The organism is Methylotenera mobilis 13 (assembly GCF_000384255.1).
Lineage (GTDB): Bacteria > Pseudomonadota > Gammaproteobacteria > Burkholderiales > Methylophilaceae > Methylotenera > Methylotenera mobilis_B.
The window spans coordinates 2,570,823-2,596,079 of sequence record NZ_KB913035.1 but is presented as its reverse complement, the minus strand read 5'-3'; the positions used below and the strand labels follow the sequence as shown (position 1 = coordinate 2,596,079).

General features: G+C 43.3%; 23 protein-coding genes. 10 read left to right on the top strand and 13 right to left on the bottom strand.

Translation table 11 applies throughout. The annotated features are described in order from the left end of the window. Positions 1–62: 62 nt before the first annotated feature. Both A391_RS0112380 and dusB read right to left on the bottom strand, forming a co-directional pair. Complete coding sequence (locus A391_RS0112380) at positions 63–299, bottom strand: helix-turn-helix domain-containing protein (RefSeq protein ID WP_019899687.1); 237 nt, start codon at positions 297–299, stop codon at positions 63–65. 8 nt (positions 300–307) lie between these two features. Next, complete coding sequence (gene dusB, locus A391_RS0112375) at positions 308–1,351, bottom strand: tRNA dihydrouridine synthase DusB (RefSeq protein WP_019899686.1); 1,044 nt, start codon at positions 1,349–1,351, stop codon at positions 308–310. 292 nt (positions 1,352–1,643) lie between these two features. Here dusB and A391_RS0112370 point away from each other — a divergent pair, with 292 nt between their 5' ends. After that, positions 1,644–2,912, top strand: coding sequence for an MFS transporter (locus tag A391_RS0112370; RefSeq protein WP_019899685.1), 1,269 nt, complete (start codon positions 1,644–1,646; stop codon positions 2,910–2,912). Here A391_RS0112370 and A391_RS14375 read toward each other — a convergent pair. The 4 genes from A391_RS14375 to polA are packed head-to-tail and all read right to left on the bottom strand — an operon-like array spanning position 2,874 to position 7,322. Next, positions 2,874–3,143, bottom strand: a complete 270-nt coding sequence (locus tag A391_RS14375) for a YkgJ family cysteine cluster protein (protein ID WP_019899684.1) — start codon at positions 3,141–3,143, stop codon at positions 2,874–2,876. The two genes, A391_RS0112370 and A391_RS14375, sit on opposite strands and share 39 nt — an antisense overlap. Positions 3,144–3,158: 15 nt before the next feature. Next, positions 3,159–3,788, bottom strand: a complete 630-nt coding sequence (locus A391_RS0112360) for a hypothetical protein (protein ID WP_019899683.1) — start codon at positions 3,786–3,788, stop codon at positions 3,159–3,161. Continuing rightward, complete coding sequence (locus tag A391_RS0112355; RefSeq protein ID WP_019899682.1) at positions 3,767–4,513, bottom strand: competence/damage-inducible protein A; 747 nt, start codon at positions 4,511–4,513, stop codon at positions 3,767–3,769. Before A391_RS0112355 ends, A391_RS0112360 begins: the two co-directional genes overlap by 22 nt. 28 nt (positions 4,514–4,541) lie before the next feature. Then, complete coding sequence (gene polA / locus A391_RS0112350; RefSeq protein WP_019899681.1) at positions 4,542–7,322, bottom strand: DNA polymerase I; 2,781 nt, start codon at positions 7,320–7,322, stop codon at positions 4,542–4,544. Between the two features lie 201 nt (positions 7,323–7,523). Here polA and A391_RS0112345 point away from each other — a divergent pair, with 201 nt between their 5' ends. The 4 genes from A391_RS0112345 (at position 7,524) to A391_RS0112330 (ending at position 10,650) form a co-directional block, all read left to right on the top strand. After that, on the top strand, positions 7,524–8,252 hold the full coding sequence (locus A391_RS0112345; protein WP_019899680.1) for a TIGR00730 family Rossman fold protein: 729 nt from the start codon (positions 7,524–7,526) through the stop codon (positions 8,250–8,252). Between the two features lie 86 nt (positions 8,253–8,338). Next, positions 8,339–8,686, top strand: a complete 348-nt coding sequence (locus A391_RS0112340) for a DUF2782 domain-containing protein (protein WP_029144176.1) — start codon at positions 8,339–8,341, stop codon at positions 8,684–8,686. 103 nt (positions 8,687–8,789) lie between these two features. After that, positions 8,790–9,731 carry a homoserine kinase gene (locus tag A391_RS0112335; RefSeq protein WP_019899678.1) on the top strand — a complete coding sequence of 314 codons (942 nt, stop codon included), beginning with the start codon at positions 8,790–8,792 and terminating at the stop codon, positions 9,729–9,731. Positions 9,732–9,861: 130 nt separating this feature from the next. After that, complete coding sequence (locus tag A391_RS0112330) at positions 9,862–10,650, top strand: BPSS1780 family membrane protein (RefSeq protein ID WP_019899677.1); 789 nt, start codon at positions 9,862–9,864, stop codon at positions 10,648–10,650. Between the two features lie 197 nt (positions 10,651–10,847). Here the strand turns inward: A391_RS0112330 and A391_RS0112320 are convergent, their stop codons facing one another. Next, on the bottom strand, positions 10,848–13,064 hold the full coding sequence (locus A391_RS0112320) for a UvrD-helicase domain-containing protein (RefSeq protein ID WP_019899675.1): 2,217 nt from the start codon (positions 13,062–13,064) through the stop codon (positions 10,848–10,850). 478 nt (positions 13,065–13,542) lie between these two features. Here A391_RS0112320 and A391_RS0112315 point away from each other — a divergent pair, with 478 nt between their 5' ends. Further along, positions 13,543–14,367, top strand: a complete 825-nt coding sequence (locus A391_RS0112315) for a DODA-type extradiol aromatic ring-opening family dioxygenase (protein WP_019899674.1) — start codon at positions 13,543–13,545, stop codon at positions 14,365–14,367. Positions 14,368–14,662: 295 nt separating this feature from the next. Here A391_RS0112315 and A391_RS0112305 read toward each other — a convergent pair whose 3' ends face one another. After that, positions 14,663–15,541 (bottom strand): SDR family oxidoreductase, encoded by an 879-nt coding sequence (locus A391_RS0112305; RefSeq protein ID WP_019899673.1) that lies wholly within the window; start codon positions 15,539–15,541, stop codon positions 14,663–14,665. Positions 15,542–15,589: 48 nt separating this feature from the next. Then, entirely contained in the window at positions 15,590–16,291 is a 702-nt protein-coding gene (locus A391_RS0112300) for a pirin family protein (protein WP_019899671.1), read from the bottom strand. Positions 16,292–16,465: 174 nt separating this feature from the next. Here A391_RS0112300 and A391_RS0112295 point away from each other — a divergent pair, with 174 nt between their 5' ends. Both A391_RS0112295 and A391_RS0112290 read left to right on the top strand, forming a co-directional pair. Then, positions 16,466–17,368, top strand: a complete 903-nt coding sequence (locus tag A391_RS0112295) for a LysR family transcriptional regulator (RefSeq protein WP_019899669.1) — start codon at positions 16,466–16,468, stop codon at positions 17,366–17,368. A 302-nt stretch (positions 17,369–17,670) separates the two neighbouring features. After that, complete coding sequence (locus tag A391_RS0112290) at positions 17,671–18,816, top strand: hypothetical protein (protein WP_019899667.1); 1,146 nt, start codon at positions 17,671–17,673, stop codon at positions 18,814–18,816. A gap of 85 nt (positions 18,817–18,901) precedes the next feature. On the opposite strand, the gene A391_RS0112285 is transcribed toward A391_RS0112290, so the two are convergent. From A391_RS0112285 to A391_RS0112275, 3 genes are all read right to left on the bottom strand, one after another. Further along, on the bottom strand, positions 18,902–20,152 hold the full coding sequence (locus tag A391_RS0112285; RefSeq protein ID WP_019899665.1) for an OmpP1/FadL family transporter: 1,251 nt from the start codon (positions 20,150–20,152) through the stop codon (positions 18,902–18,904). Between the two features lie 180 nt (positions 20,153–20,332). Beyond that, the gene (locus A391_RS0112280) at positions 20,333–21,142 is read right to left on the bottom strand and encodes an alpha/beta fold hydrolase (protein ID WP_029144173.1); all 810 of its coding nucleotides are present in this window, start codon (positions 21,140–21,142) and stop codon (positions 20,333–20,335) included. Between the two features lie 109 nt (positions 21,143–21,251). Next, complete coding sequence (locus A391_RS0112275; protein ID WP_029144172.1) at positions 21,252–21,878, bottom strand: FKBP-type peptidyl-prolyl cis-trans isomerase; 627 nt, start codon at positions 21,876–21,878, stop codon at positions 21,252–21,254. 176 nt (positions 21,879–22,054) lie between these two features. Between A391_RS0112275 and A391_RS0112270 the strand changes: the two genes are divergently transcribed. Then, a complete protein-coding gene (locus A391_RS0112270; RefSeq protein ID WP_019899660.1) occupies positions 22,055–22,777 on the top strand; it encodes a hypothetical protein in 723 nt (240 codons plus the stop codon). A gap of 95 nt (positions 22,778–22,872) precedes the next feature. After that, positions 22,873–23,310, top strand: a complete 438-nt coding sequence (locus tag A391_RS14205) for a hypothetical protein (RefSeq protein ID WP_019899659.1) — start codon at positions 22,873–22,875, stop codon at positions 23,308–23,310. A 221-nt stretch (positions 23,311–23,531) separates the two neighbouring features. On the opposite strand, the gene groL is transcribed toward A391_RS14205, so the two are convergent. Next, a complete protein-coding gene (groL, locus tag A391_RS0112260) occupies positions 23,532–25,172 on the bottom strand; it encodes a chaperonin GroEL (RefSeq protein ID WP_019899658.1) in 1,641 nt (546 codons plus the stop codon). Between the last annotated feature and the right edge of the window lie 85 nt (positions 25,173–25,257).

Genomic DNA, 25,257 nt, shown 5'->3' with positions numbered 1-25,257 from the left:
AAGCAAATTTAGATAAGCAAAATGCAAGAGTTTATAAAGCGACCCACTTTTGATGGGTTGTTTTATTCAATCTTGTACTGCTGAAGTTTTTTACGTAACGTGTTGCGATTGATGCTGAGTATTTCAGCGGCTTTACTTTGATTGCCACCGACTTTATGCATGATGTAAGTAAGTAAAGGTTTTTCTACACAACCCAATACCATGTCATAAACGGCATGAGGTGGTTCACCATCTAGGTGAATGAAATAATCATCCAAAGACTCTTTGACTGCTTGGCTGAGCTTACAGTTTTCTGACATAGTAGTTCCTAGGCTGCTAATGCTTCTGACGAATCGGTCTTGGCGTCTTCAGCGTCAGGATCAATGTAAACTAAACGTTCATTTTTTGTTTTTAGTTCAACAAAAAAGTCGTTAATTGCTTGTAGTTGTAACTCGATGGTTTGCAACGTATTCATATTGTGGCGGAATTGGGCAGAGCCAGCCAAGCCCTTGGTGTACCAAGAGATGTGCTTGCGTGCCATACGCATACCAGTCAAGTCGCCATAGAAATCATACAAATCATGTAGATGTTCTAACATCACAGTGTGGATTTCATCGACGGTTGGTGCTAACAAATGCGTACCAGTCGTGAGGTAGTGCTCAATTTCGCGGAATATCCATGGGCGACCTTGTGCTGCACGGCCAATCATCACGGCATCAGCGCCAGTGTAATCTAACACGAATTTTGCTTTTTCAGGCGTGGTGATGTCACCGTTAGCAATGAGCGGAATCTTAATCACTTGTTTAACTGCTGCAATCGTATCGTACTCGGCATCGCCCATATAAGCACATGCGCGAGTGCGACCATGCATTGCGAGTGCTTGAACGCCTAAGTCTTCCGCCATTCTTGCAATTTGAATCGCATTGCGGTTTTGTTTATCCCAACCTGTACGTATTTTTAATGTGACAGGCACATCAACCGCTGCGATAACAGCTCTAAGAATTTGTGCAACCAGTGGTTCATCTTTAAGTAATGCAGAGCCTGCCATCACGTTACAGATTTTTTTAGCCGGACAACCCATGTTGATATCAATGATTTGCGCACCATTGTCTACATTATGCCTGGCTGCTTCAGCCATCATTTTTGGGTCAGCGCCAGCAATTTGCACTGAAATCGGGTTAACTTCGCCTTCGTGATTGGCGCGACGTTTTGTTTTTTCGCTACCGTACAGCAATGAGTTTGAGGTGACCATCTCGGATACAGCCAAGCCTGCGCCCATCTTTTTACAAAGTTGGCGGAAAGGCCTATCAGTTACGCCCGCCATGGGAGCAACGACTAGGTTGTTTTTTAAGATGTGATTACCAATTTGCATTTAGATTATTTAATCTTCACGATAAGGTTGTTAACTGCAAATCCGACAAACTCGCAGTACTGTTTATTATTTGTACTAATCTCTAGCCCAGCTCTATCAATCTGTGCTTAACGTGCGACCTTTTGAGGCGATGCATTAAGCGTAGCCTTCGTTTCGCCTTCTTTATGTATTAAAAAACTAAAAGAAAGTCCAAAACAACTTTGCAAGCAAGCTGCCTATTTTATACGCAATCTTAGTTTGAGAAAACAATTTTCAGCATACAATTGGGAATAGTTTGTTATTGAGTTTGATTATGCAAAAACCATCGACCACTCACATCGCCTTTGCTAGCTTTATAGGCACTGCGATTGAATTTTACGATTTTTATATTTACGCCATGGCTGCCGCTTTGGTGATTGGTCAAGTATTTTTTCCTGCCAGTGATCCTGCTACACAATCACTCAATGCATTTTTAACCTTTGGTATTGCGTTTATTGCGCGGCCCGTTGGCGCGATTGTGTTTGGTCATTTTGGGGATAAGATTGGTCGTAAAACAACGCTAGCGGCTTCTTTGCTGTTGATGGGCGTTTCAACGCTACTGATTGGTTTATTGCCAGGTTATGAGGTGTTAGGAATCTGGGCGCCAATTTTATTGTGCATATTGCGCTTTGGGCAGGGCTTGGGTTTAGGTGGGGAATGGGGTGGTGCTGCCTTGCTGGCAACCGAGCATGCGCCCAAAGATAAACGCGCTTGGTTTGGTATGTTTCCGCAGTTAGGACCATCGGTTGGTTTTTTACTAGCAACCTTGAGTTATCTGGCTTTATCCGTATGGTTAAGCGATGCACAGTTTAAAGCGTGGGGTTGGCGCCTACCTTTTATCGCTAGTGCATTGTTGGTTGGCGTCGGCTTGTATATACGCTTTAAACTCACAGAAACGCCAGCTTTTGCCACGGCATTGAAGCAAAATAAAACGCATGCAGTACCGATTAAACCTTTATTAAAAACACATTTGCGCCCCGTGCTATTAGGTGCTTTTGCAATGGTGGTGTGCTACAACCTCTTTTATACCGCTACAGTGTTTTGCTTGAGCTATGGCACCACGCATCTTGGCATTACGCGTAGCGATTTTTTAGGCATGCTTTGTATTGCTATTTTGTTGATGACGATTGCGACGCCACTCTCAGCAAAATTAAGTGATGTTTGGGGGCGCCGTCCAGTATTGTTAATCAGTAGCGCACTCGCTGTGCTGGCTGGTTTTACGCTGAGCCCCTTATTGGCAAGTGGCTCTGTGGTGCAAGTGACTATATTTTTATCGTTAGCCTTGTTTTTAATGGGGGCTACGTTTGCGCCAATGGGCGCATACCTACCAGAGCAGTTTCCTGTTGCGGTGCGATATACTGGCGCGGGTTTGGCGTATCAATTAGGCGGAATTTTAGGTGCATCGATGGCACCTTACATTTCACAATTGTTAGTGTCGGCTGGTGGTTTAGCATGGGTAGGGGCTTATGTCTCAATTGCCGCTGCGCTTAGTTTTGTTGCGGTGTTATTGTTGGGTGAAACTTGGCGCAGTGAGCTGCTCTAGTTCAGTTAGCCAATGGATGGCTTGTTCACGTGATTCACCACACATTTCTAGGCTAGGCTGTAAACTTCCGCAAAAGGCTGGTCGTTCTGGCTTGCCAAAAATTTTACACATGTTTTGTTCGTTTAATTGTACGCAGCGCACGCCAGCAGGCTTGCCGTTGGGCATGCCAGGAATCGGGCTGTTAATAGAAGGTGCGGTGCAACAAGCGCCGCAATGGTCTCTGCATTTCATGGCTGGATGAGGCGGTTAAAGTGGTAGTGCGGTTAAAATTAAAGTGCTTGGATATAATTTTAAGGTCTTTTCCCAATCGTATTCAATGTAATCTAGTTTGAAGCCAAAATAACTATGTTGCCCAACCAGTCTAACTGCAACTTCTTGAGGCAGGTGGTTAAACGAAGTTTGGGTGATGCAGAAGTTGGGTGGTAATGCATGCTGCAGACTTTTACCGACTAAACGTGTTTTACAGCCTCTTCTAGAGTCTATCCATTGTTTCTGCATGACATCATGAATGATGTGTGGGGTGCTTGAGAAGCTGCCAGCAATATTGCCGATACTATAAATAATGGCGATATACCCTAAAAAATAAAAGATCACAGGCGCCGATAAAATTACAAACCATTTGTAATAACGTTTGTAAACCTCAGTGAGTGATGCTGGATTAAGCATTAACATATAATAAAACCAGCTAGCCATGATAACGGTAAAGCCAATGTTAAGTTTGAAGCTTAGCGCATACCATGTTGGAGACGGGATGAACTGGTGCGCCATCGCATAAATAGTCAGCGCAAATAGTATGGCAAAAATGCCTAAAAATAACCAGCGATAGCTTGGTGGGGTGAACAGTCGGTTACCGATTATTTTGCGATTTCTAGCCATGGAAAACCTAGTGCAGCAACTCCCTGCTTAATATCACTCATGGCTGAATTAACTTGCAGAGATGCGCCCTTTACACCCAGCTCTATGGTGCGACGGTGATCTAATTTAGGTAGGCTAAATAACTTAGTTTCTGGGTGTTTTTCAACAATATAATTCATAAAATCAATGAGTTGGCTTTCACCTGCATCCATCACCAAAATAGAGGTTTCGATGTAGTCTTGCTGGTGAAATAAGTGAGGATAGTGTGTCTCTAGCACCCATTCAATCATCGGGTGTGCCATCTGCGGAAAGCCTGGCACAAAATAATGTTGATGGATTGCAAACCCAGCTACCCGGTTAACAGGGTTGGGGATAAGCGTTGCACCCAGTGGAAAATCTGCCATTAATACGCGTTTTGGATAGGCGCTTTCTCCGTACTGCGCTTCAATTTCAGCCACTGCCTCGGAGTGGCGTGCAATTGGCACACCTACCGCATCAGCCGCACATTGCCGAGTGTAATCATCAGGCGTCGCGCCAATGCCGCCACAGCTAAATACAATGTCACCTCTATCCATGCTGGCCTTAAGTGAGGCGGTAATTTGGGCTGGAATATCGCCCAAATAATTTGCCCAGCTAAGTTGTAGCCCGCGTGCGGAAAGCAGTTCAATCACTTTGGATAAGTGAGCATCCTGACGTTTGCCAGAGAGGATTTCATCACCAATGATGTAGAGGCCGAAGTTTTGCATATTGTAAAGTATCTTAATCGTTGTTTAGTTAATGCGCACTTTCCCAATTACTACCCACGCCAACCTCAGCCAGTAGCGGTACGTCCAATTTAGCCACATTTTGCATGAGTTCTGGTAGTTTTTCTCTCACTAGTGCGAGTTCATTATCTGGTACTTCCAGCACCAGTTCATCGTGAACTTGCATGATGAGTTTGGTGTTTAATTTTTCTGAAGTTAACCAATTCTGCACGGCAATCATGGCGAGTTTAATCAAGTCAGCCGCTGTGCCTTGCATCGGTGCGTTAATCGCGGCACGTTCAGCGCCAGCTCTGCGCATGCCATTGCTGCTGTTGATTTCTGGCACCCAGAGTCTGCGTCCAAAATAGGTTTCTACGTAGCCATTTTGTTTGGCAATCTCGCGCGTTTCTTGCATGTATTGGCGCACACCTGGGTAGCGCGCAAAATAACGCTCGATATAGCTTTGTGCGGCGCTGCGCTCGATATTTAAGTTTTGCGCCAAACCAAACGCGCTCATGCCGTAAATCAACCCAAAGTTGATGACTTTGGCATAACGTCGTTGTTCGTTGTCCACGGCGCTGCGTTCTACCCCAAAAATCTCTGCGGCAGTGGCGCGGTGAATATCTTCGTTATTGGCAAATGCGTTGAGCATGCCTGCATCTTGCGACAGATGTGCCATGATGCGTAGTTCAATTTGCGAGTAATCGGCAGAAACAATATGGCTGCCTTGTGGGGCGATAAATGCTTCACGGATACGGCGGCCCTCTTGTGTGCGCACTGGAATATTTTGTAAATTAGGGTCTGAGCTGGCGAGTCTGCCAGTAATGGCTACGGCTTGGTTATAGCTAGTGTGTACGCGACCCGTATTGGGATTAATCATCCGTGGAAGTTTGTCCGAGTAGGTAGATTTGAGCTTGGCTAAACCGCGGTACTCCAGTAAGACTTTTGGTAGTGGGTAATCCAAAGCTAGCTCTTGTAAAACATCTTCATCCGTTGATGGTGTGCCGCTTGGTGTTTTTTTCAGCGGTTTGATGCCCAGTTTGCCGAATAAGATTTCTTGTAGCTGTTTTGGTGAGCCTAGGTTAAACGGTTGTCCAGCAAGCTCGTAGGCTTGGTTCTCTAATGCCACTAGTTTTAGGCCAATTTCATTGCTTTGTGCATTGAGCATGTTGGCGTCAATCAGCACGCCATTGCGCTCAATGGTGAACAGAATATTTGAAACGGGCATTTCAATTTGGCTGTAGATATAGTCTAGCTTTACATCGGCCGCCACTTGCGGATACATCGCTTCGTGAAGTTGCAGCGTAATGTCAGCATCTTCAGCAGCGTATTCTGCTGCAACTTCAACCGTTACTTGGTTAAAGCTTACTTGTTTTGCCCCTTTGCCAGCCACCTCTTCAAACGTGATGGTTTTAATGCCCAAATGACGCTCGCTTAAAGCATCCATACCATGTGATTTATGGGATTCAAACACATAAGATTGCAGTAGCGTATCGTGCTCAATGCCGTTAAGTTGTATGTTGTGGTTGGCTAATACATGCTGATCATATTTCAGGTTTTGCCCCACTTTTTTAATAGCAGAGTTCTCTAATATGGGTTTAACTTTAGCCAAAGTCTCATCAAAATTTAGCTGGGATGGTGCATCAAAGTAATCATGCTTTAATGGCAAATATGCCGCACTGCCAGCTTCTACGCTAAATGACATCCCCACGATTTTTGCAGTCATCGGGTCAAGTGAGGTGGTTTCCGTATCAAAGCAAACCAATGCTGCGGTGCTGATTTTATTGAGCCAGTCATCTAACTGTGCATTGGTTAAAATGGTTTCGTAGTTACGTGTGGTATTTGCTGTGTACTCATTAGGTGCAAACATATCGGTAGTTTGCATTTGCTGCGTCGCTGTATTTGTTGCTACTGAACGAGTAGGCATTGTATTGGTTGTGGTGTCTGGCATGTTGTCCAACTCACGGCGCCAGCTTTTAAAATCAAAGCGATCAAACAGTTCGGCAAGTTTGGATTTGTCTGGAGTTTGCGGTGCTAGGTCAGTCAAATTTTCTTGAATGCCAACATCGCAGCGGATAGTAATCAGCTCGCGTGCTGTAGGTAGCCAAGGCAGCGCTTTGCGTAAGTTCTCACCGACCACGCCTTTAATCTCATCAGCATGCGCGACGATATTTTCTAATGAGCCATATTCTTTCAGCCACTTCACTGCGGTTTTGGGGCCTACTTTTTCAACGCCTGGCACGTTATCTGAGGTGTCGCCAATCAAGATTAAATAATCAACAATCAGGGTGGGAGGAATGCCGAATTTTTCTTCAACGCCAGCAACATCTAATATTTCATCACCTTTTCTAAATGCGTTTGGCATCGTGTTCACGATAGTGATTTGCTCATCCACCAGTTGTGAAATATCTTTATCGCCAGTGGAGATGATGACTTTCATGCCCTCACTTGCACCTTGTTTGGCGAGCGCGCCAATCACATCATCAGCCTCCACCCCATCTTCCACAATCAGCGGCCAGCCCATCGCTCTAATGGCTTCAAATAATGGCTCAATCTGCGCTCTTAAGTCATCGGGCATTGATGCGCGGTTTGCTTTATATTCTGGATAGATATCATCTCTAAAGGTTTTGCCTTTCGCATCAAACACACAAGCACTGTAATCAGCGGGGTAATCTTTATGCAAGCGGCGTAACATATTCAATACACCTTGAATCGCACCAGTTGGTTCGTTTTGGCGATTTCTTAGGTCAGGCATCGCGTGAAACGCGCGATATAAATAAGATGAACCATCCACTAATAATAAAGTTTTCATGTAAAAATCCAAAAATTGCGAGCACGCCTCATGTTCATTTGCTTGTGTATTGAACAAAAAGTTGCAATAGGTTGTTGCCAACGGTCTTTAATCGCCTACATAATAAAACATATATGGCGTGCTTAAAAATTGTTTTATACGCAAGGTTTTAATTTAGCCTATTTAAATGTTGGTAGTTCATTCATCAAGGATTTCTCAGTCATGACCGTTGTTAAAAAAATTCCAAAAATCACAGACCCTGATGTACAGGGAATGCACCATACTGGGCTTGAGTCTTGGCATGCGTTTAAAATTATGTCTGAGTTTGTCGATGCTACCGAACGGCTGAAAGAAATTACACCAGCGGTTTCTATCTTTGGCAGTGCGCGCACCAAGCCTGATAGCCCTTATTATGAGTTGACGGTAGATATTGCCAGAAGGCTATCTGATGCAGGGTTTTCTGTGATTTCTGGGGGCGGGCCAGGTATTATGGAAGCCGCTAATAAGGGTGCATTCGCAGGAAAGTCTCCGAGTATTGGTTTAAATATTGAGCTGCCGCATGAGCAGAATGCAAACCCATATCAAGACATCAGCCAAAATTTCAAACACTTCTTTATGCGTAAGGTGATGTTTGTGAAGTATGCAAGCGCCTATGTGGTCATGCCAGGTGGCTTTGGGACCTTGGATGAGCTCATGGAAGCCATCACCTTGGTGCAAACTGGTAAAACGCTTAGGATACCAATTATTCTGGTGTGTGAGCCTTTTTGGCGTGGGCTAGTTGATTGGGTGAAAACAACCTTAGTCAGCGAAGACATGATTTCGGCTAGTGATGTTGATTTAATACAGATGATTGATGATCCTGCTGAAATCGTACAAGCCATCTTTAAGCATTACGAAACACGAGGCTTCAAGCTTTCTGCAGAAGAAGAACGCATTCAGCTTTATTTATAAGCACATGGTCTTATATTGGGTGGTTTTTGATAGAATAAGACATTGGTTAGTTGATTGTGTTCATGCCGTTAAGGGTGGTGATTATTATGCGTAAAAGTAACAAAAATCTAGCGTCTTTATTCATAGCAGCAATGCTTTTTCCTGCATTGCTCCAAGCTAAAGATTTACCAGCAAACCTTGAGCCACTAGAAGACATTCCACCGCCAAGTATTAGTGCAGAAGATAATCCTGATGAGCCAGTGATTACCATCATCAAAAAAGAAGGCGAAACGATTGAGGAGTATCGTGTTGGTGGTCAATTATATATGATGAAAATCACGCCTAAACATGGTGTGCCTTACTATATGCACCGTGAAGACCAAGATGGTGCTTGGGTCAATGATGGGCCTAATCCACCATTGGTGATTCCTAAATGGACCATTTTCACATTTTAATTGATCACACTTTCAAGCGTTCATGTGAATGAGGCAGCGTGCTTTCATTCACATGGTTGTTATAATGCCTCGCCTTTAATCATTTCCAGTTTTAAATATACCTATGTCTGTTTTTACCTCAGTTAGCATTCAGCAATTACAAGCTTGGCTTCAAGACTACCCAATTGGTGAAGTAGTTGACTTAAAAGGTATTTCTTCAGGCATTACCAATACCAATTACTTTGTGACGACCACGCAAAGTAAGTACGTACTCACTTTGTTTGAACACAACACGATTGATGAACTCCCGTATTTTATTGATTTAATGCACCATTTATCGGAGCACGGTGTCCCTTGTCCTGACCCTATCACAAATAAGGCAGGGGTAAGCTTGCATATGCTTAATGGTAAGCCAGCCGTGTTGATTAGCTGCCTGAATGGTCGCGATATTGCTGCGCCAAACGTAGTGCATTGTGCTGAGGTTGGCAGAGTGCTGGCGCAAATGCATCAGGCAGGGCAGACGTTTGCTGGGCAAACTTCAGGTCAGGCGCATCAAAACCCACGTGGTGCTGATTGGCGTAATCAAACCGCACAAAAAGTGATGGCACACTTATCGGCAGATGACCAACAGTTACTGACTGAAACATTGGAGTTTCAAGCTGAGCTTGATACCTCAGCATTACCTAAAGGCATTATTCATGCTGATTTGTTCCGTGATAACGTATTGTTTGATGGCGATAAGGTCGGTGGGTTAATTGATTTCTATTACGCTTGTCACGATGTGCTCGCTTATGATTTGGCGATTGTTGCAAATGATTGGTGCGTACAGGCAGATGGGCAACTAGATACAGAAAAAGTTGAAGCGCTGCTGAAAGCTTATCAAAGCGTGAGGCCGTTTGAGCAAGCTGAGCATGCTGCTTGGAGTGGTTTACTGCGGATTGCCGCATTACGTTTCTGGTTGTCACGCTTGTATGATCAGATTTACCCGCAAGCGGGTGAGCTAACGCATGCAAAAGACCCTGACCATTTTAAAAACATACTTAAGTTACGTACTGCGCAGCGTTAATGACTGTTGATGAATACCTTAATTGGTATGTAGACATTATGTTTAAACAATACCTAAAAGTACTAAGTTAAAAGACAATATTTAAGCATTATTTAAAGCAAACTGAGTTCAACCCCGAGGTGAAAGTATCATGGCAGAAGATCTAAACATGCAAGCTCCAGTCATCAGGCAAGTGCCGGCAGCAAGCGCATGGCTATGGATTGTGAATGGTATTGCTTTGTTTAGGGCTAATCCAGTGATGTGGATTATTTTGTTAGTCATTTATCTAGCGATTATGATTCCTATTTCACTGGTGCCCATATTGGGCTCTGTGGTGAGTACATTACTTGCCCCTGTGTTTGCAGCAGGCATGATGTGGGGTTGCCAAGCGCTTACTCGCAATCAGGATTTAGAAATCAATCATCTGTTTCAAGGCTTTAAGCAAAACACCTCGCAGTTAATCGCGGTTGGTGGCATTTACATGATGAGTTTACTCGTGATTGCTGTGTTTGTTGTACTGATGATGGATAGGCCAACCATTGAGCTGATTGCACAAGGTAAAGATTTGAGCCCAGAGCAAGCTAGCACTGTTTTATTGCCTTTGTTGATTGCGATGCTTTTTTTGATGCCTGTGCTAATGGGGTATTGGTTTGCGCCAGTGTTAGCTGGGCTTAATCAGTTGAAAGCAGTTGATGCAATGAAGTTAAGTTTTGTAGCCTGTTTAAAGAATATGCTGCCATTTTTGCTCTATGGCTTGATATTTATGGCGGTATTAATGGCCGCAATGTGGTTGGTGGTGAGCTTGCATGTGATTTTTGCAGTCGTGTTTGTTGCTATCATTCCTGTCATGATGACCAGTTTGTACACCAGCTATGCTGATATTTTTGGCATAGAGAACCCAAGCCAAAATCTAGACCAAGACCAACAAGATCAAGCTTAAGCGCTACATTATGTTGCGCTTGATTAAGTGCAACGGATTAATCCCTATTAGTTAAATATTTAACTGATAGGGATTTTTTTTAGGGTCACGTCTAGTGGTGTTGGCTAACAGTCGTGCGTTTTTACTATTAGATTTTATCGATATTGCTGAGCTTCTTTTGCTTGGTGTACTTATGTACTTTGGGCTTAAGGTTTTGCTTAAATAGCTGTAAGTTTTGCAAATTCCAGCGCTAGCCACTTTAAACCTTCACGGCCAAAATTTACCTGTACACGCATATCGTTAGCGTTGCCCTCATAGCTCACCACAACACCATTACCAAATTTACTGTGGGCTACTTGCTGACCCACTTTCCAAGGCATTGCATTTTTTTGCGTGCTACTTTGCTGTTTACTCATCATGGCGGGTAGTTCATTGTAATCTCTGCCATAGCCAGATTTGGCCACAGGTTTGCTATTTAAGTGCTTGAGCAGTTCTTCTGGGATTTCATCCAAAAAGCGTGATGGAATGCCATAGCGTACTTGTCCGTGCAACATGCGGCTTTGTGCGTGGCTAAGATATAAACGTTGTCTGGCACGCGTTACCGCCACGTACATTAAGCGACGCTCTTCTTCTAAACCGTTTGCTTCGTAGGTGCTTTGCTCGTGCGGGCACAGACCTTCTTCTAGGCCACTAATAAACACTACTTTAAACTCTAGTCCCTTAGACGCATGTACAGTCATTAGCTGTAAAGCCTCGCGCCCGACATCGGCCTGATGTTCACCAGCCTCTAAGCTTGCATGACTTAAAAACTGTGTGAGTAGATCTTGTTCGGTCTCGCCATCTGTGTTGCTGTGGTTGCCAAAATCCTGATTAGTAAAGGCAACTGCCGCCGTGACCAGCTCTTCCAAGTTGGCAATGCGGTCTTCACCTTCTTTTTCATTCTGGTAATGTGCTTTGAGGCCAGAAAGCGTGGTGGCGAGTTCTGCTAGTTCAGAGAGGCTAATGCCATAAGCTTCATCTACCATTTGCCTAATCAGTGCAACAAAACCATCAATCCCTTTACCGCCAACTTTGCCATGCCCCACTTTATTAATGGCGGCCTGCCATAAGCTGCAATTCTCTGCGCGAGCGGCCTCCTGTAGCTGCTCTAAGCTACGGGCACCGATGCCACGTGCGGGGAAGTTAATCACGCGCAATAATGCGGTATCGTCATTGGCATTGGCAATCAGGCGCATGTAAGCAAGTGCGTGTTTAATTTCTGCGCGTTCAAAGAAGCGCAAACCACCATAAACGCGATACGGCAGGTTAGCCGAGAATAGCGCATGCTCTAATACGCGAGATTGCGCATTGGAGCGATAGAGCAGGGCCATTTCGCCTAGCTCAGTGCCTTCTGCATGCAGCATTTTAATTTCATCGACAATAAATTGGGCTTCATCGTTATCGTTGTAAGCTTGGTATACACGCACAGGCTCACCAGCACCAGCACTGGTCCATAAGTTTTTGCCTAAACGGTTTTTGTTGTGCGAAATAATGGCATTGGCGGCGTCGAGTATATTACTGTGTGAGCGGTAATTTTCTTCCAACTTGACTACGCTTTGTACGTTGAAGTCGGTTTCAAAATCACGCATATTGCCGACACGTGCACCACGGAAGCCGTAAATGGATTGGTCGTCATCACCTACTGCAAACATGCAGTTTTCTTTACCCGCCAATAATTTTAGCCATTGGTATTGCAAGCGATTGGTATCTTGAAACTCATCTACCAAGATATATCTGAACCGGTTTTGATAGTGTTGGCGGATATTGGCGTCACGTTCCAGCAACTCATAGCAGCGTAATAGCAGCTCTGCAAAGTCAGCTACACCATCCCGCTGACATTGTTTATCGTATTCTTCAAAAATCTCACGTAATTTTTGTGAGTGTGGGTCGTAAGCATCAACCGCATGCGCACGTAACCCTTCGTCTTTACAGCCGTTAATGTAGTTTTGTACTTGCTTAGGCGGAAATTTTTCATCATCCACATTCATCAGCTTCATTAAGCGTTTGATGACGGAAAGCTGATCTGCAATATCTAAAATTTGAAAACTTGCTGGCAGCCCAGCCTCGCGGTGGTGTGCGCGTAATAAGCGATTACATAAGCCGTGGAAAGTACCAACCCACATGCCGCGTGTATTGATGGGTAGCGATGCCGTAATGCGGGTGAGCATCTCTTTTGCCGCTTTATTGGTAAACGTCACAGCCAGCAAACCAGTAGGCGAAACTTGCTCAGTTTGGATCAGCCATGCAATACGCGCGGTGAGTACGCGTGTTTTACCACTGCCAGCACCAGCTAAAATCAATGCGGACTGTTGCGGTAATGTGACCGCCTCAAGTTGTTTATTATTCAATCCAGCTAACAGAGGGTCTTGCATGGTGGTTTGCGGTTGGTTATTCATAGCCCATATTTTAGCATGACTACCTAAACCGAATATTTCATATGTGGCTGGCGTTTATACAGGTTTCGAATATCTTTTTTTGCATATGCTAGATGCAGGTTCTGCTATCAGGTATGACGTAGATTTATTAAAAGAACGAAAAATTAATGCTGACAAGAAATAGGGGGTTTCCAAAAATGAAAGTCTTCATTTATTTTGGGAACTTATTTTGAAAAGGCTCAGTCAGACCTTACAGGTAACGCAAGTTGCCTTTCCGCTCCAATCCTCCCTGAGCGGAAGCCTTAGACGATGAGGCACTTTTGGACCCCAATTTCATCCCCTTGGTTGGGGTCTTTTTTTGCCTGCTATTTATGCAAAGGCTTTAATTTATAAGCATTAGTATAAACGCAAATCTTACCAAATGTAAATAACATGTAATTGTTTGTAAATTTGTTGCGAGGATGTTTTAAAGGCAAGAAATTAGGAGTAGCTTAGTGATATGAAACAACAAAATATGAGTATAAAACTAAGCACTCGATTTCCTACGTTGTTTATTTCTCATGGCGGTGGGCCTTGGCCTTATATTGAAGACATGCGTCAGCGTTTTGCAGTAACAGAGGCGGAGTTGGCCAAGTTGCCAGCAAGTTTGCCAGCAAAACCTAAAGCGATTTTGGTGATTACAGGCCATTGGGAAGAGCCGCAATTTACGGTATCTACCGCAAAGCAACCAGCGATGGTGTACGACTATTCTGGTTTCCCTGAACATACTTATCATGTGCAGTACCCTGCGAGCGGTAGCCCTGCGTTAGCGAAAAGAGTTAGTGAGCTGTTGGCATTAACTGGTGTAGCTGTATTGAAAGATGAAAAAAGAGGGTTTGATCACGGTACTTTTGTCCCGCTCATGTTGATGTACCCTGATGCTGATATTCCTGTTGTAATGCTCTCCATGAAAACCACTTACGATCCACTTGAGCATATACAGCTTGGTGAGGCCTTAGCGCCTTTAAGAGATGAAGGCGTGCTCATTATCGGTAGTGGGCTCACATATCATAATATGCGTGGTTTTGGCAGGCCGGCATCGCTGGAGCCTTCTGTGCAATTTGAGCAGTATTTATATGAAGCAGTCACTAGTCATGATCCACAGCAGCGTAATCAAGCGTTGGTAGATTGGGAGCAAGCGCCGTATGCGCGGTTGGTTCACCCAAGAGAAGATCATCTTATCCCGTTGATGGTCGTGGCTGGTGCAGCGGGTGATAGTGTTGGTGAGCGTATTTTTACTGATGCGGTGTTTGGCGTGGTCATGGCCTCTTACCAGTTTGGTTAATGCTTAGGCCGTCCACTGGCTTAGCGAGCTAATGATCGCCATGCCAGTGAAGGGGTGTCATCCTATCCCCAGCCATGTTTCTTCTTCTCTAAATTTTGCATCTAAATCCATTGGCTGTGTGTCTGAGCTATTACACTCTCCTTCAGCACTGATGCTGAAAATTGAGTTTCTCCAAGTAAGAATTCTTTCTAAAATCATCTTGCTGTCTTTTCTTTATGTCGTTGATTGGATTAACCTCCCAAGCTTTTGCTCGGGAGATGTATTGACGTGAGTACACTACTTTATTTAGTGCTGCTTAAATAAAAGCAGCTTTGTTGGCAGTAATAAAATCTTCAAATCTGGTTAATGGGCGTCCTAGTAAAGCTTCACCATCAGTAGTCACTACCGCTGCTTGGTTTGAGGCAAAGACTTCAAACAGTTCAAGCACACCTTTTGCCTGCCACTCAGGCCAGCCAGAACCAGTGAGTGATGCATACGTTGTGTCCTCATCTGGTGACACGTAGTCAACACTATGGCCTGTGACGCGTGAGAATACGGCGGCAATGTCGCTGCCTGATAACAGCTCTGGCCCTGTGATGTTGTAAGCTTTATTGGTGTGGCCTGCTGTCGTGAGTGTCACGGCTGCTGCCTCGCCAATGTCTTGCACATTTAATGGTGCAAGTTTGCCATCTCTAATGCCAAAATATAATTTGCCACTTTTTACCCCATCTGCCCAGCCAAAAAAGTTATCTTGGAACCAGATAGTGCGCAGATGCGTCCATGGTAAACCTGAAGCTTCTAAATACTTCTCTGCTTGGCGGAACTGTTTAGCAAACAGAATCGCTTCCCACTCTGCGCCTACTACCGATAACAACACGATTTGATTCACTGTGCCTGCCGCTACCGCTGCATCTACCGTATTTTTGGCATGTTCTGCTCTGTTCTCTACGTTACCTGGAATAATGTAAACTTTCGTCACCCCTGCAAACGCTGGTTTTAACGTAGCTGGCTCATCTAAATCAAAAATAGCAGTTTCGATCGTTGGGAATCTTTCTTTAAGTTGGGTAGCCTTGCTTGCGCTTCTTACGCCAGCAACCACTTTGATATTACGATCATTTTTGTTCACTAAGGCCTCAATTGCTGCTACGCCGTTATTACCTGCTGCGCCTACAATTAAAATGGTTTCTTGTGTCATGGTATTGCTCCTAAAAAATATAAAGTCATTAAAAAAAGTAAATAAAAATTAGTAAGGGAGGTCGAAAATCAGTAACTCGGCATCCACTGCATTGCTGAACTCAAGCAATGATTCCTCTTGAATTTTTAAGGCGTCACCTGTGGTCAATTTGATGCCATTGACTTCAACTTGGCCTCTAATTAAATGCACGTAGCCTGTTCTGCCTTGCGCTAATTGATGTGTTAATGAGGCGTTGCTATTCAATATCGATGCATAGATGCTGGCATCTTGATGAATCAGTACTGAGCCATCTTTTCCATCCTGAGAGGCAATCAAGCGCAGTTGGCCTATTTTTGATGCGCTATCAAAATGTTTTTCCTCGTAGCTTGGGCTAATCCCAGTGACGTTAGGGCTAATCCATATTTGTAAAAAGTGCACACGCTCAGTGCTGGAGTGGTTGAATTCACTGTGGCTCACACCAGTACCGGCACTCATTCTTTGCACATCACCGTAATGAATCACAGAGCCATTGCCCATGCTATCTTTGTGTTCTAGCGCACCGCTTAATACGTAGCTAATAATCTCCATATCTTCGTGGCTGTGTGTGCCAAACCCTCGTGCAGGCTGTACTCGGTCTTCATTGATCACGAGTAAAGGTCCAAACCCCATTTGGTCAGGGTTGTAGTAATGACCAAATGAGAACGAGTGGTTAGATTGCAACCATCCGTGGTCAGCTGCCCCTCGTTGACTATTTTTTAGCACCTGTAACATGATGAATGACTCCTATTTTTGTTGAATCGTTGCGTCATTTATTTTTCTATGTGCGATAATTTGAAACATAGTGATTGTTAATAAATGGCTTGCTGTTAATGTGATAAGCATTATGAACCTGTCTTTTCACTATGAAAAACGGAAAAATTATCAACCTATCATCGAAAAAATCGAATGTTCAGAATAAGCCTTGATTCACTATTAATTCTTGATGCCATTGACCGTGGTGGATCTTTTGCTGCTGCGGGGGTTGAGCTGCATAAAGTACCGTCCACCATTTCATATACCGTCAGTAAATTAGAGCAAGACTTAGGCGTACAAGTATTTGAGCGGTTAGGTCCTAAAGTCAGCCTAACAAGTGCTGGTAAAGAGCTACTAAAAGAGGGGCGATACCTGCTTAAAGCAGCTGAAGACCTTGAACATAGAGTGCGGCGCGTAGCATCGGGCTGGGAAACTGAGCTATCCATCGGCATGGATTCTATTTTTTCTCCAACCGCTTTGGTTGAAGACATCACTGAATTTTACAAAGTAGCCAATCTAATTAGGCTAAGATTCTCACAAGAGGCACTATCTGGTAGTTGGGAAGCACTGATGGATAGGCGTGTAGACTTGCTAATAGGCGCAGCAGGTGAGGGGCCATCTGGTGGTGGTTATCACTCTGTGTTGATTGGCTCCACTTCGTTTGTGTTTGCGGTTGCACCTAGCCATCCCTTGGCAAACGTTAATCACGCATTAGGTAAAGCAGACCTTTATCGATATCGAGCCATTACAGTGAGTGATTCTGTGAGAAAAATGCCACCACGTACTGTGGGCCTATTATTTGGGCAGGACACCTTGGCCGTGCCAAATATGCGCACTAAATACCAATTTCAGTTAGCAGGCCTAGGCTTTGGGTTTTTACCAGAGCCATTAGCCCGTCAAGCGATTGCGGATGGGTTGTTGGTAGAAAAGCGGGTAGAGGAGCCACGCCAACCAGAATCCATCTATATGGCTTGGCGCAGTGGACATGAGGGAGCTGGGTTGAAATGGTGGATAGATAGAATTAAGTCACAAAATATGGCAGAAAAACTTTGGTGATGAAGGTAGGCATTGAGTGGTCGGTTAGTCTCTAAATTTAAATGAAGTAATCTGTATGGGTGATTGTTTCTAACTTTATTGACTGATAATGTTTTGCACAGTGTTAATTGATAGGCATACAAACGCGTTTCTTTTCCTGCCTAATGACGAAATGCGATGAGATTTTCATCTCAACATGTTAAAAAGCCACAGGTGAGTGGATATGTCAAAATAATACGCATACCAATTATTGGTAAGCAGATTCATCAATTTAGATTGTGGAATAAGTGTAGCGAAATTTTTGATTAACAACGGGATTTCAAATGCAGAAGAAACTAATCATGCCCATCATACTAGCTTTGCTAGTACCTTTAATTGCGAGTTGGTTTGCTTATCCCGATACACATTTGCCGCCTGGTTTTGGTTTATTTCCTCCGCAATATGTCGCTGACGCACCAGGTTTTAATTTAATTGTATTCTGCGCGTTGGCCTTTATAGAATTGGTTGTGCTTGCGCTATTTATTGCCCCCACGCTATTTGGATTTAAAAAGGTTGTGCCTGCGGCACCTAACAAACCCTTACCTTTACCTGTTTGGTTTTGGGTGGGGTTAGTGTCTACACTGTTTTTCTTATGGCTGATGTGGACGCGAGTGACTATATTTGGCAGCCTAGTTTATTATGCATTTACACCACTCTGGTGGAGCTTTATTTTTACACTAGATGGCGTTGTTTATCGTTATAACAATGGCGAGTCTTTGCTTTCATCTAAACCAAAAACACTGCTAATCAGCGCTTTGGTTTCCCTGGTTGGCTGGTATGTGTTTGAGTATTATAATTATTTTGCTTTAGGTAATTGGTATTACCCGCAAACAGAGAGTATTCCTTCATTGTCACATGAGACTGTGGTGGTGATATTTTTACTAGCGTATACGACCGTTTGGCCAGCTATTTTTCAATGGTACATGCTGTTGAACACCTGCCCTAGTTTGGTCAGTAGGTACTCTCAAGGCCCCAAAGTTTCTCTCAATGGTAATTTTTTATTGTATGCAGGCTATGTATTATTATTCCTAATGGTGTTTTGGCCTTATCCATTATTTTGGGTGCTGTGGATCGGTATATTGATGATATTTTCAGGATTACTCATCAAGCTTAATATTTGGACCCCTTTTACTGAAATGGCAAAAGGCAACTGGACCCCCGCGCTTCTAGTTGCGTTGGCAACCATGTTGAATGGTTTTGTTTGGGAGTGTTGGAACTACGGAAGTGCACATCCACAAATGCCGATTACTAATCCTAATTACTGGGTATACGATATCCCTTACGTAAATGTGATTCACATCTTTTCAGAAATGCCGCTTTTAGGCTATATGGGCTACATGCCTTTTGGTGTGTTGGCTTTGGTAATGTGGATATGGGCGGGTAATGTATTTGGTTTTGACACGAAAATAGTCAATACCGATCAGCACTAGATAGTGCTGTGATTGGATTGGATGCTTCGTTCTTAAGCACCTCGCGTAAGGCGAGGTGCTTATTTCTTTTATCGCATAGAAAGTTTTACCACTGTTTGCTCAGCATTAAATGTAGAAAAAATCCCTCATTGCGTACTTCCGTATTGTTTCCAAATAATGGACTATCGTAAGTCACTTTTTTCGGTAATAAAAACTCAATACCGCTCGTGAGTTTCCATGTTTCATCCAATTTTCGAGCAAAGCCCAGTGTGACATGCTGTTCTAATGTTGCAGCAAGCAAAGCACTGGAGTTGTTCTTTGGTACCGGATTTTTGCCATAGTTGTAGCCTGCATATAAAGTGGTTTTGTCGTTATAAGTGTAAGCTGCACCTAGTGCATATACGATTTGGTTATGCCAATCTTGTTGGTTCACACTCACCATCGAGGCAGATGCAGAGGTGTTTGAAGTTTCAGTCCATGTGGTCGTGATATCGTTAATGGCATCCGCCCAATTCAGCCAATTGATTTTGGCTGAAAGCAATAAATCGGGATTAGGTTTAAAGGCCGCGCCAATCGCTACTTCACGCGGTAGTGCAAATCCTTTAATACTAAGGTTGTCATATTTAGCAATGCCAGACGCGCCAAAGTTAAATTTAGCGGTACCGCCAGTGAGCGGTAATTCAGTTTTTTCTGTATAGCTTGTACCGAGTGTCCATTGCTCGTTCAGTTTATATTGAGCACCTAGTTTAAAGCCGAGGCGAATAGTGTCTGCGCCTTTATTTTCAAAGCCTGCGAAACTACCGGCAGGGGGTGTGTGGTAAAAAAACTTCTGCTCTATACTTGCGTAAGTTAAGCTAACAGAGCCGCCTATGGAAAGGTTGTCTGTGACTTGGCAACCAATGCCCGGCGTTATTTTTGCAATAGCAAACAGTGAGCTCATTTCGTCATCGGTACCAAACGGCGTTTTAATGTGTTTAAACACTGCGCCTGCACCACCTTGTGAGAAAAACCCAATACCAGCTGTGCAGGTTGAGTTTTCTAGCTGTTGTGCATAACCGCCACCAGCAAGAAAGACGTAGCGATTGTCAGCATGCTGATCATTGCGAGCGTCTTTGTGTGCCAAATCAGTGGTGCGTAGCATTGAACCATAAGCATCAAACATCTTGCCCTTAATCTGTGCCAAGCCTGCAGGGTTGGTGTTTAAGGCGCTGGTGTCGCGTGCCACCGCAGTATCAGCGCCACCCATGAGGGTTGACTCTGCGCCATAGCCAATTAAGTTGAAGCCATTTGTTGCATGGCTTTGTGTTGTAATCGATAGCCCGCAAAGTATTAATGCAATAGTGTGGTTGCGTTTCATTTTATTGTTATTTCTTTGGTGATTGGGCGGTTAGTTTTTTGTTTGATTTTTTATTGGATCTTCATTACGCAATCAGCATAATCTATCTTTAATCATTTACGACAATATTTTTCTATTCTGTAGTTGCTGATCCATATTTATCATTCACGCACATTTGCCAACTACGGTTTAACGGGATTGTTATTTCCCACTCCCAAGAAAATCAGCGACCACTTCAATAAACGCTTGTGGCTGTTCTGCGTGTACCCAATGGTTTGTTGGTAAGCTGGCAAATTGTGCGTTGATGAAATGTGTTTTGATATGCTCAATATCGCGATCCTGCACGTAATCACTGCGTTCACCGCGGATAAATAAGCTAGGCTTTTCATAGTGTACGTTTTCGCACACGGCTTGCAGCAGGCTAGGGTAGTTGGCTTTGAGTGCGGCTAGGTTAATGCGCCAGGTCAGGGCGGTTTTATTGACATCCCTTTCTGTGTGATTGACGTCTGACTTGATTAAATTCATTAGTAAAAATTGGCGCACCATCGCGTGGGGAATCTTGCTAATCAATGCTTTATCCACGTCACCGCGGCTTTGCATGGTGCTAAGGTCAACGGTCATCATCGCATCAATCATATGCGTGTAAGCATCAGGATAAGACCGTATTGCCATGTCTACCACAATCAATTTTTCCAGCCGATCAGGAAATTGCGTCGCAAATTGCATCGCCACTTTTCCGCCTAGCGAATGCCCGACTAAATGGATACGGTCTAAACCTAGCGTATTGCATAACTTAAGCAGATCATCTGCCATCTCGGTGTAGGTTTGTGAGTCACTATGCGGTGATCTGCCATGGTTGCGTAAATCGACACTAATCACTTGGTAGTGTTGTGAAAAATGCTTGGCAACTGTGCCCCAGTTATCGCCAGAGCCAAATAAGCCGTGCAGTAATATCAGTGGTTGGGTTTGGGCTGAAGTTTTATCGCCTAAGATTTGGTAGTGTAATTGCATGGGAGGATTATAAAAGATTGAAGTAGGCGGTGAGTTTGAATGCCTAGCAATTGTAGATGGCAATACAGCAGGGTGGATAACTAAGTTACCCACCCTAGTCATGCTAGCCTTATTCGATAGCTAATAACTCAACTTCAAAGATCAATGTTGCATCTGGGCCAATCGCTGGGCCACTGCCGTTTGCGCCATAGGCTAAGTTTGATGGAATCGTTAACTCAAACTTACTACCTACGTTCATTAACTGCAAACCTTCAACCCAACCAGCAATCACGCCAGTGACTGGGAAAACGATAGGCTCACCGCGGTCGTAAGAGCTATCAAACACCGTACCATCAATCAGTGTGCCTCTGTAATGCACTCTTACTTTATTGCTTTTGCTTGGTTTTTCACCATCGCCAGCCACCAATGATTTATATTGCAAGCCGCTATCTGTGGTGATCACACCTTCTTTTTTAGCATTTTCAGCCAAATAAGCCGCGCCTTCCGCTTGGTTTTTTGCAGACTGTTCAGCCTGTGCTGCCATTTGCTTTTCTTGGCTCTCTTTTTGCACTTGCTCAACTGTGCTGCGTTTTTCTGCATCAGTTAAACGTGATGGGGTGTCCGCCATTACATCGATAACAGCTTGTGCAACTGCGTCTGCGTCTAAGGCTAAGCCATCATTCTTAAGCTGATGCGCCATGTTTTCACCAACAATATAACTTAAGCGTTGGGTTAAAGTGTTTAATTCAATTGCCATTGTGTGTTTCTTTCGTTGTTTAAGGGGGATGCTTTTAATGCGAGTGGTGCAAGCGACATAAACCGTAATTATGACGGAGAATGGTGGATAAAACAAAATCTGCAGGAATTGGTTATACTTTGAGTACCTTCCCATCATACATAACTTAAAAATAGCTTCAGGGAGTAATTAAGAGAATGTCTAAAACAAAAATAACTCTTTTAACCTTAGGGCATATGCCGCCTGAGTTTGATAAGAAAAAGATTTTAAAATTCAGATCAAGCATTTTTGAAATCATTGGTGAAATTGAAAGTTACTCACTCACAAAAAACTCAGATGGCAATAGCTGGGAGTTTTATGACTCCACATTCGAGAGTGAGGTACCTAAAGTTTTTAATAGCGATTTTTTGATTTGTATAGTAAACGTTCCACTTCAGCTGAACTGGTATTCTCGACGGCTTTCTGGCAATCGAGTTGTTTTTACTTTTTATGAGATTAAAGAGTACCTAAAAAAAGAAAACATACCTATTGAGAATGTTCTTTTGAGGATGCTTAATTCTTATACTTTACTTTATAAAAGAAGTAACAACACAATCCCCAAAACAACAGATCACACAAATTACACTCATGATGAAACGAGAGGATGTTTGTTTGATATGAATGGAGTAAAGCACGATATTATCGTCTCTTGCAACAGCCCTATTATATGTCCTGACTGCATTCAAAGAATGAAAGTAGAAAGGGTGTCAGAGGAGGTAATAAGCCGATGTAGGAAAGATATAAGAAAAATTCGTAAAACTTTGTTCTACAGAATTACAGACTTTATCAAAATATATCCTATTTTCTCTCTATCAATTTCTAGTGGGTTTGCAATAACTTTATCAATATTTGCTTCGTATATATATGATCTTATGAAGTGAGTTAATAATAGGGCGCCCTAAACAATGAGACAATAAGGGTAGTAACTTATCAAAAAGTCATTTGTAAACGAGGCTCTAGAAAGGTTTGATGGTTTATGAATCAGTTCTTAAATGATGTTGAAATTAATAAAGACATACAGAAGCAAATTATAGATTATAAATTTCATATTAAAGCCTATCAAAAGACTTTAAATAATGAAGGTGTTTGGTTATTTTTGGCTGCACTAGGTTGTTTGGGGGTGCCAGATAAAGGAATGCAGAATGTGGCATTTTATATTACTTTGATAGTGTTCTTTTATAGGCTCTATTTACAACTAGATGATAAAAGGTCATTCAAAGAAATCGCAAATGATATTGAATTGGAGATCGCTTCTAGTAGTCTCGCTAATGATATAAAAAAAGCTAGATATTACGATTTAAATAAACTTAAAAGAAAAGAGCTTTCGTTTTTTAAAACACTTAAATCAGGGTTTGTATTTTTGATATGTTTTATCTTTACGATATTCTCACATCAGATGTCAAAGTCCATGTAGCATGGTTATGGGGAAAGTATTTTTTTCTTCAATATGTATTAATGGGTGTGTTACTAAACTGCTTTAAAAAAACCCGCCGAAGCGGGTTTTTTTATTTTGCAATGCTTGTTAGGGCATTTCAGCAAGTTAAAGCGGTTAGTGCAAGGCGAGAATCCGTAGGCAGTACGATTAGTACGACAAGGAGAAGCAACGCAGCAATCACCGCTTTGACGACACTGAAATTACATCATACCGCCCATGCCGCCCATCCCACCCATATCTCCACCCATTGCTGGGCCGTCATCTTTAGGTAGTTCAGCCACCATACAGTCAGTTGTTAGCATTAAGCCAGCGACTGAACCTGCATTTTGCAATGCTGAGCGTGTTACTTTAGTTGGGTCTAGAATACCCATTTCGATCATGTCGCCGTAAGTTTCGTTAGCAGCGTTGTAACCGTAGTTACCTGTACCTGCTGCCACGTTGTTCACCACTACTGATGGTTCAACACCAGCGTTTTGTGTGATTTGGCGTAATGGCTCTTCAACAGCGCGCAATACGATTTTGATACCAGCTTCTTGGTCAAGGTTGTCACCCTTCACTTTAGAGATCGCGTCACGTGCACGAATCAACGCTACGCCACCACCAGCTACGATACCTTCTTCAACTGCTGCGCGTGTTGCGTGCAATGCATCTTCAACGCGTGCTTTTTTCTCTTTCATTTCGATTTCAGTGGTCGCACCAACCTTGATCACTGCAACACCGCCAGCTAATTTAGCTACGCGTTCTTGTAGTTTTTCACGGTCGTAGTCGCTTGTCGCTTCTTCGATTTGAGTTTTGATTTGTGTGATGCGTGATTTGATGTTTGCTTCAACGCCGTGACCATCAATGATGATTGTGTTTTCTTTACCTACTTCAATACGTTTAGCTTGACCTAAATCTTCAAGCGTTACGTTTTCAAGTTTTAGGCCAACTTCTTCAGCAATCACTGTACCGCCAGTTAAGATAGCAATATCTTCTAGCATTGCTTTACGACGATCACCGAAACCAGGTGCTTTAACAGCAACAGTTTTCAAGATGCCGCGGATGTTGTTCACTACCAATGTTGCCAATGCTTCGCCATCAACATCTTCTGCGATGATTAACAATGGACGGCCAGCTTTAGCCACTTGCTCTAAAGTTGGTAATAAATCACGGATGTTTGAGATTTTTTTGTCATGCAACAACACGAATGGATTGTCCATTAAAGCGATTTGACGCTCTGGATTGTTGATGAAGTATGGTGATAGATAGCCACGATCAAATTGCATACCTTCAACGACGTCTAGTTCGTTGCTTAGGCCTGAACCATCTTCAACAGTGATCACGCCTTCTTTACCAACTTTGTCCATTGCATCTGCAATGATTTGGCCAACTGATGAATCTGAGTTAGCTGAAATAGAGCCAACTTGCGCGATTTCTTTGCTAGTTGTACATGGTTTTGATTGTGCTTTTAAATCAGCTACTGCTGCTTCAACTGCTTTGTCGATGCCACGTTTTAAATCCATTGGGTTCATACCCGCAGCAACAGATTTCATGCCTTCACGGATGATTGCTTGTGCTAATACTGTTGCAGTTGTTGTACCGTCACCAGCGATGTCATTGGTTTTAGAAGCAACTTCTTTCACCATTTGTGCGCCCATGTTTTCGAATTTGTCTTTTAATTCGATTTCTTTAGCCACTGAAACACCATCTTTAGTGATCGTAGGTGCGCCGAATGAACGCTCTAACACTACGTTACGGCCTTTAGGGCCTAAAGTAACGCGCACTGCGTTTGCTAAAATATTGACACCGTTTACCATTTTTTGGCGAACGTCATCGCCGAATCTTACGTCTTTAGCTGCCATAATTTAAATCTCCTAATTTAGTCTTTACTAATACTTTGTTGGTTCTAACGTGCTGAAACGGGCAATCACCCGTTGTAAGCTTTAG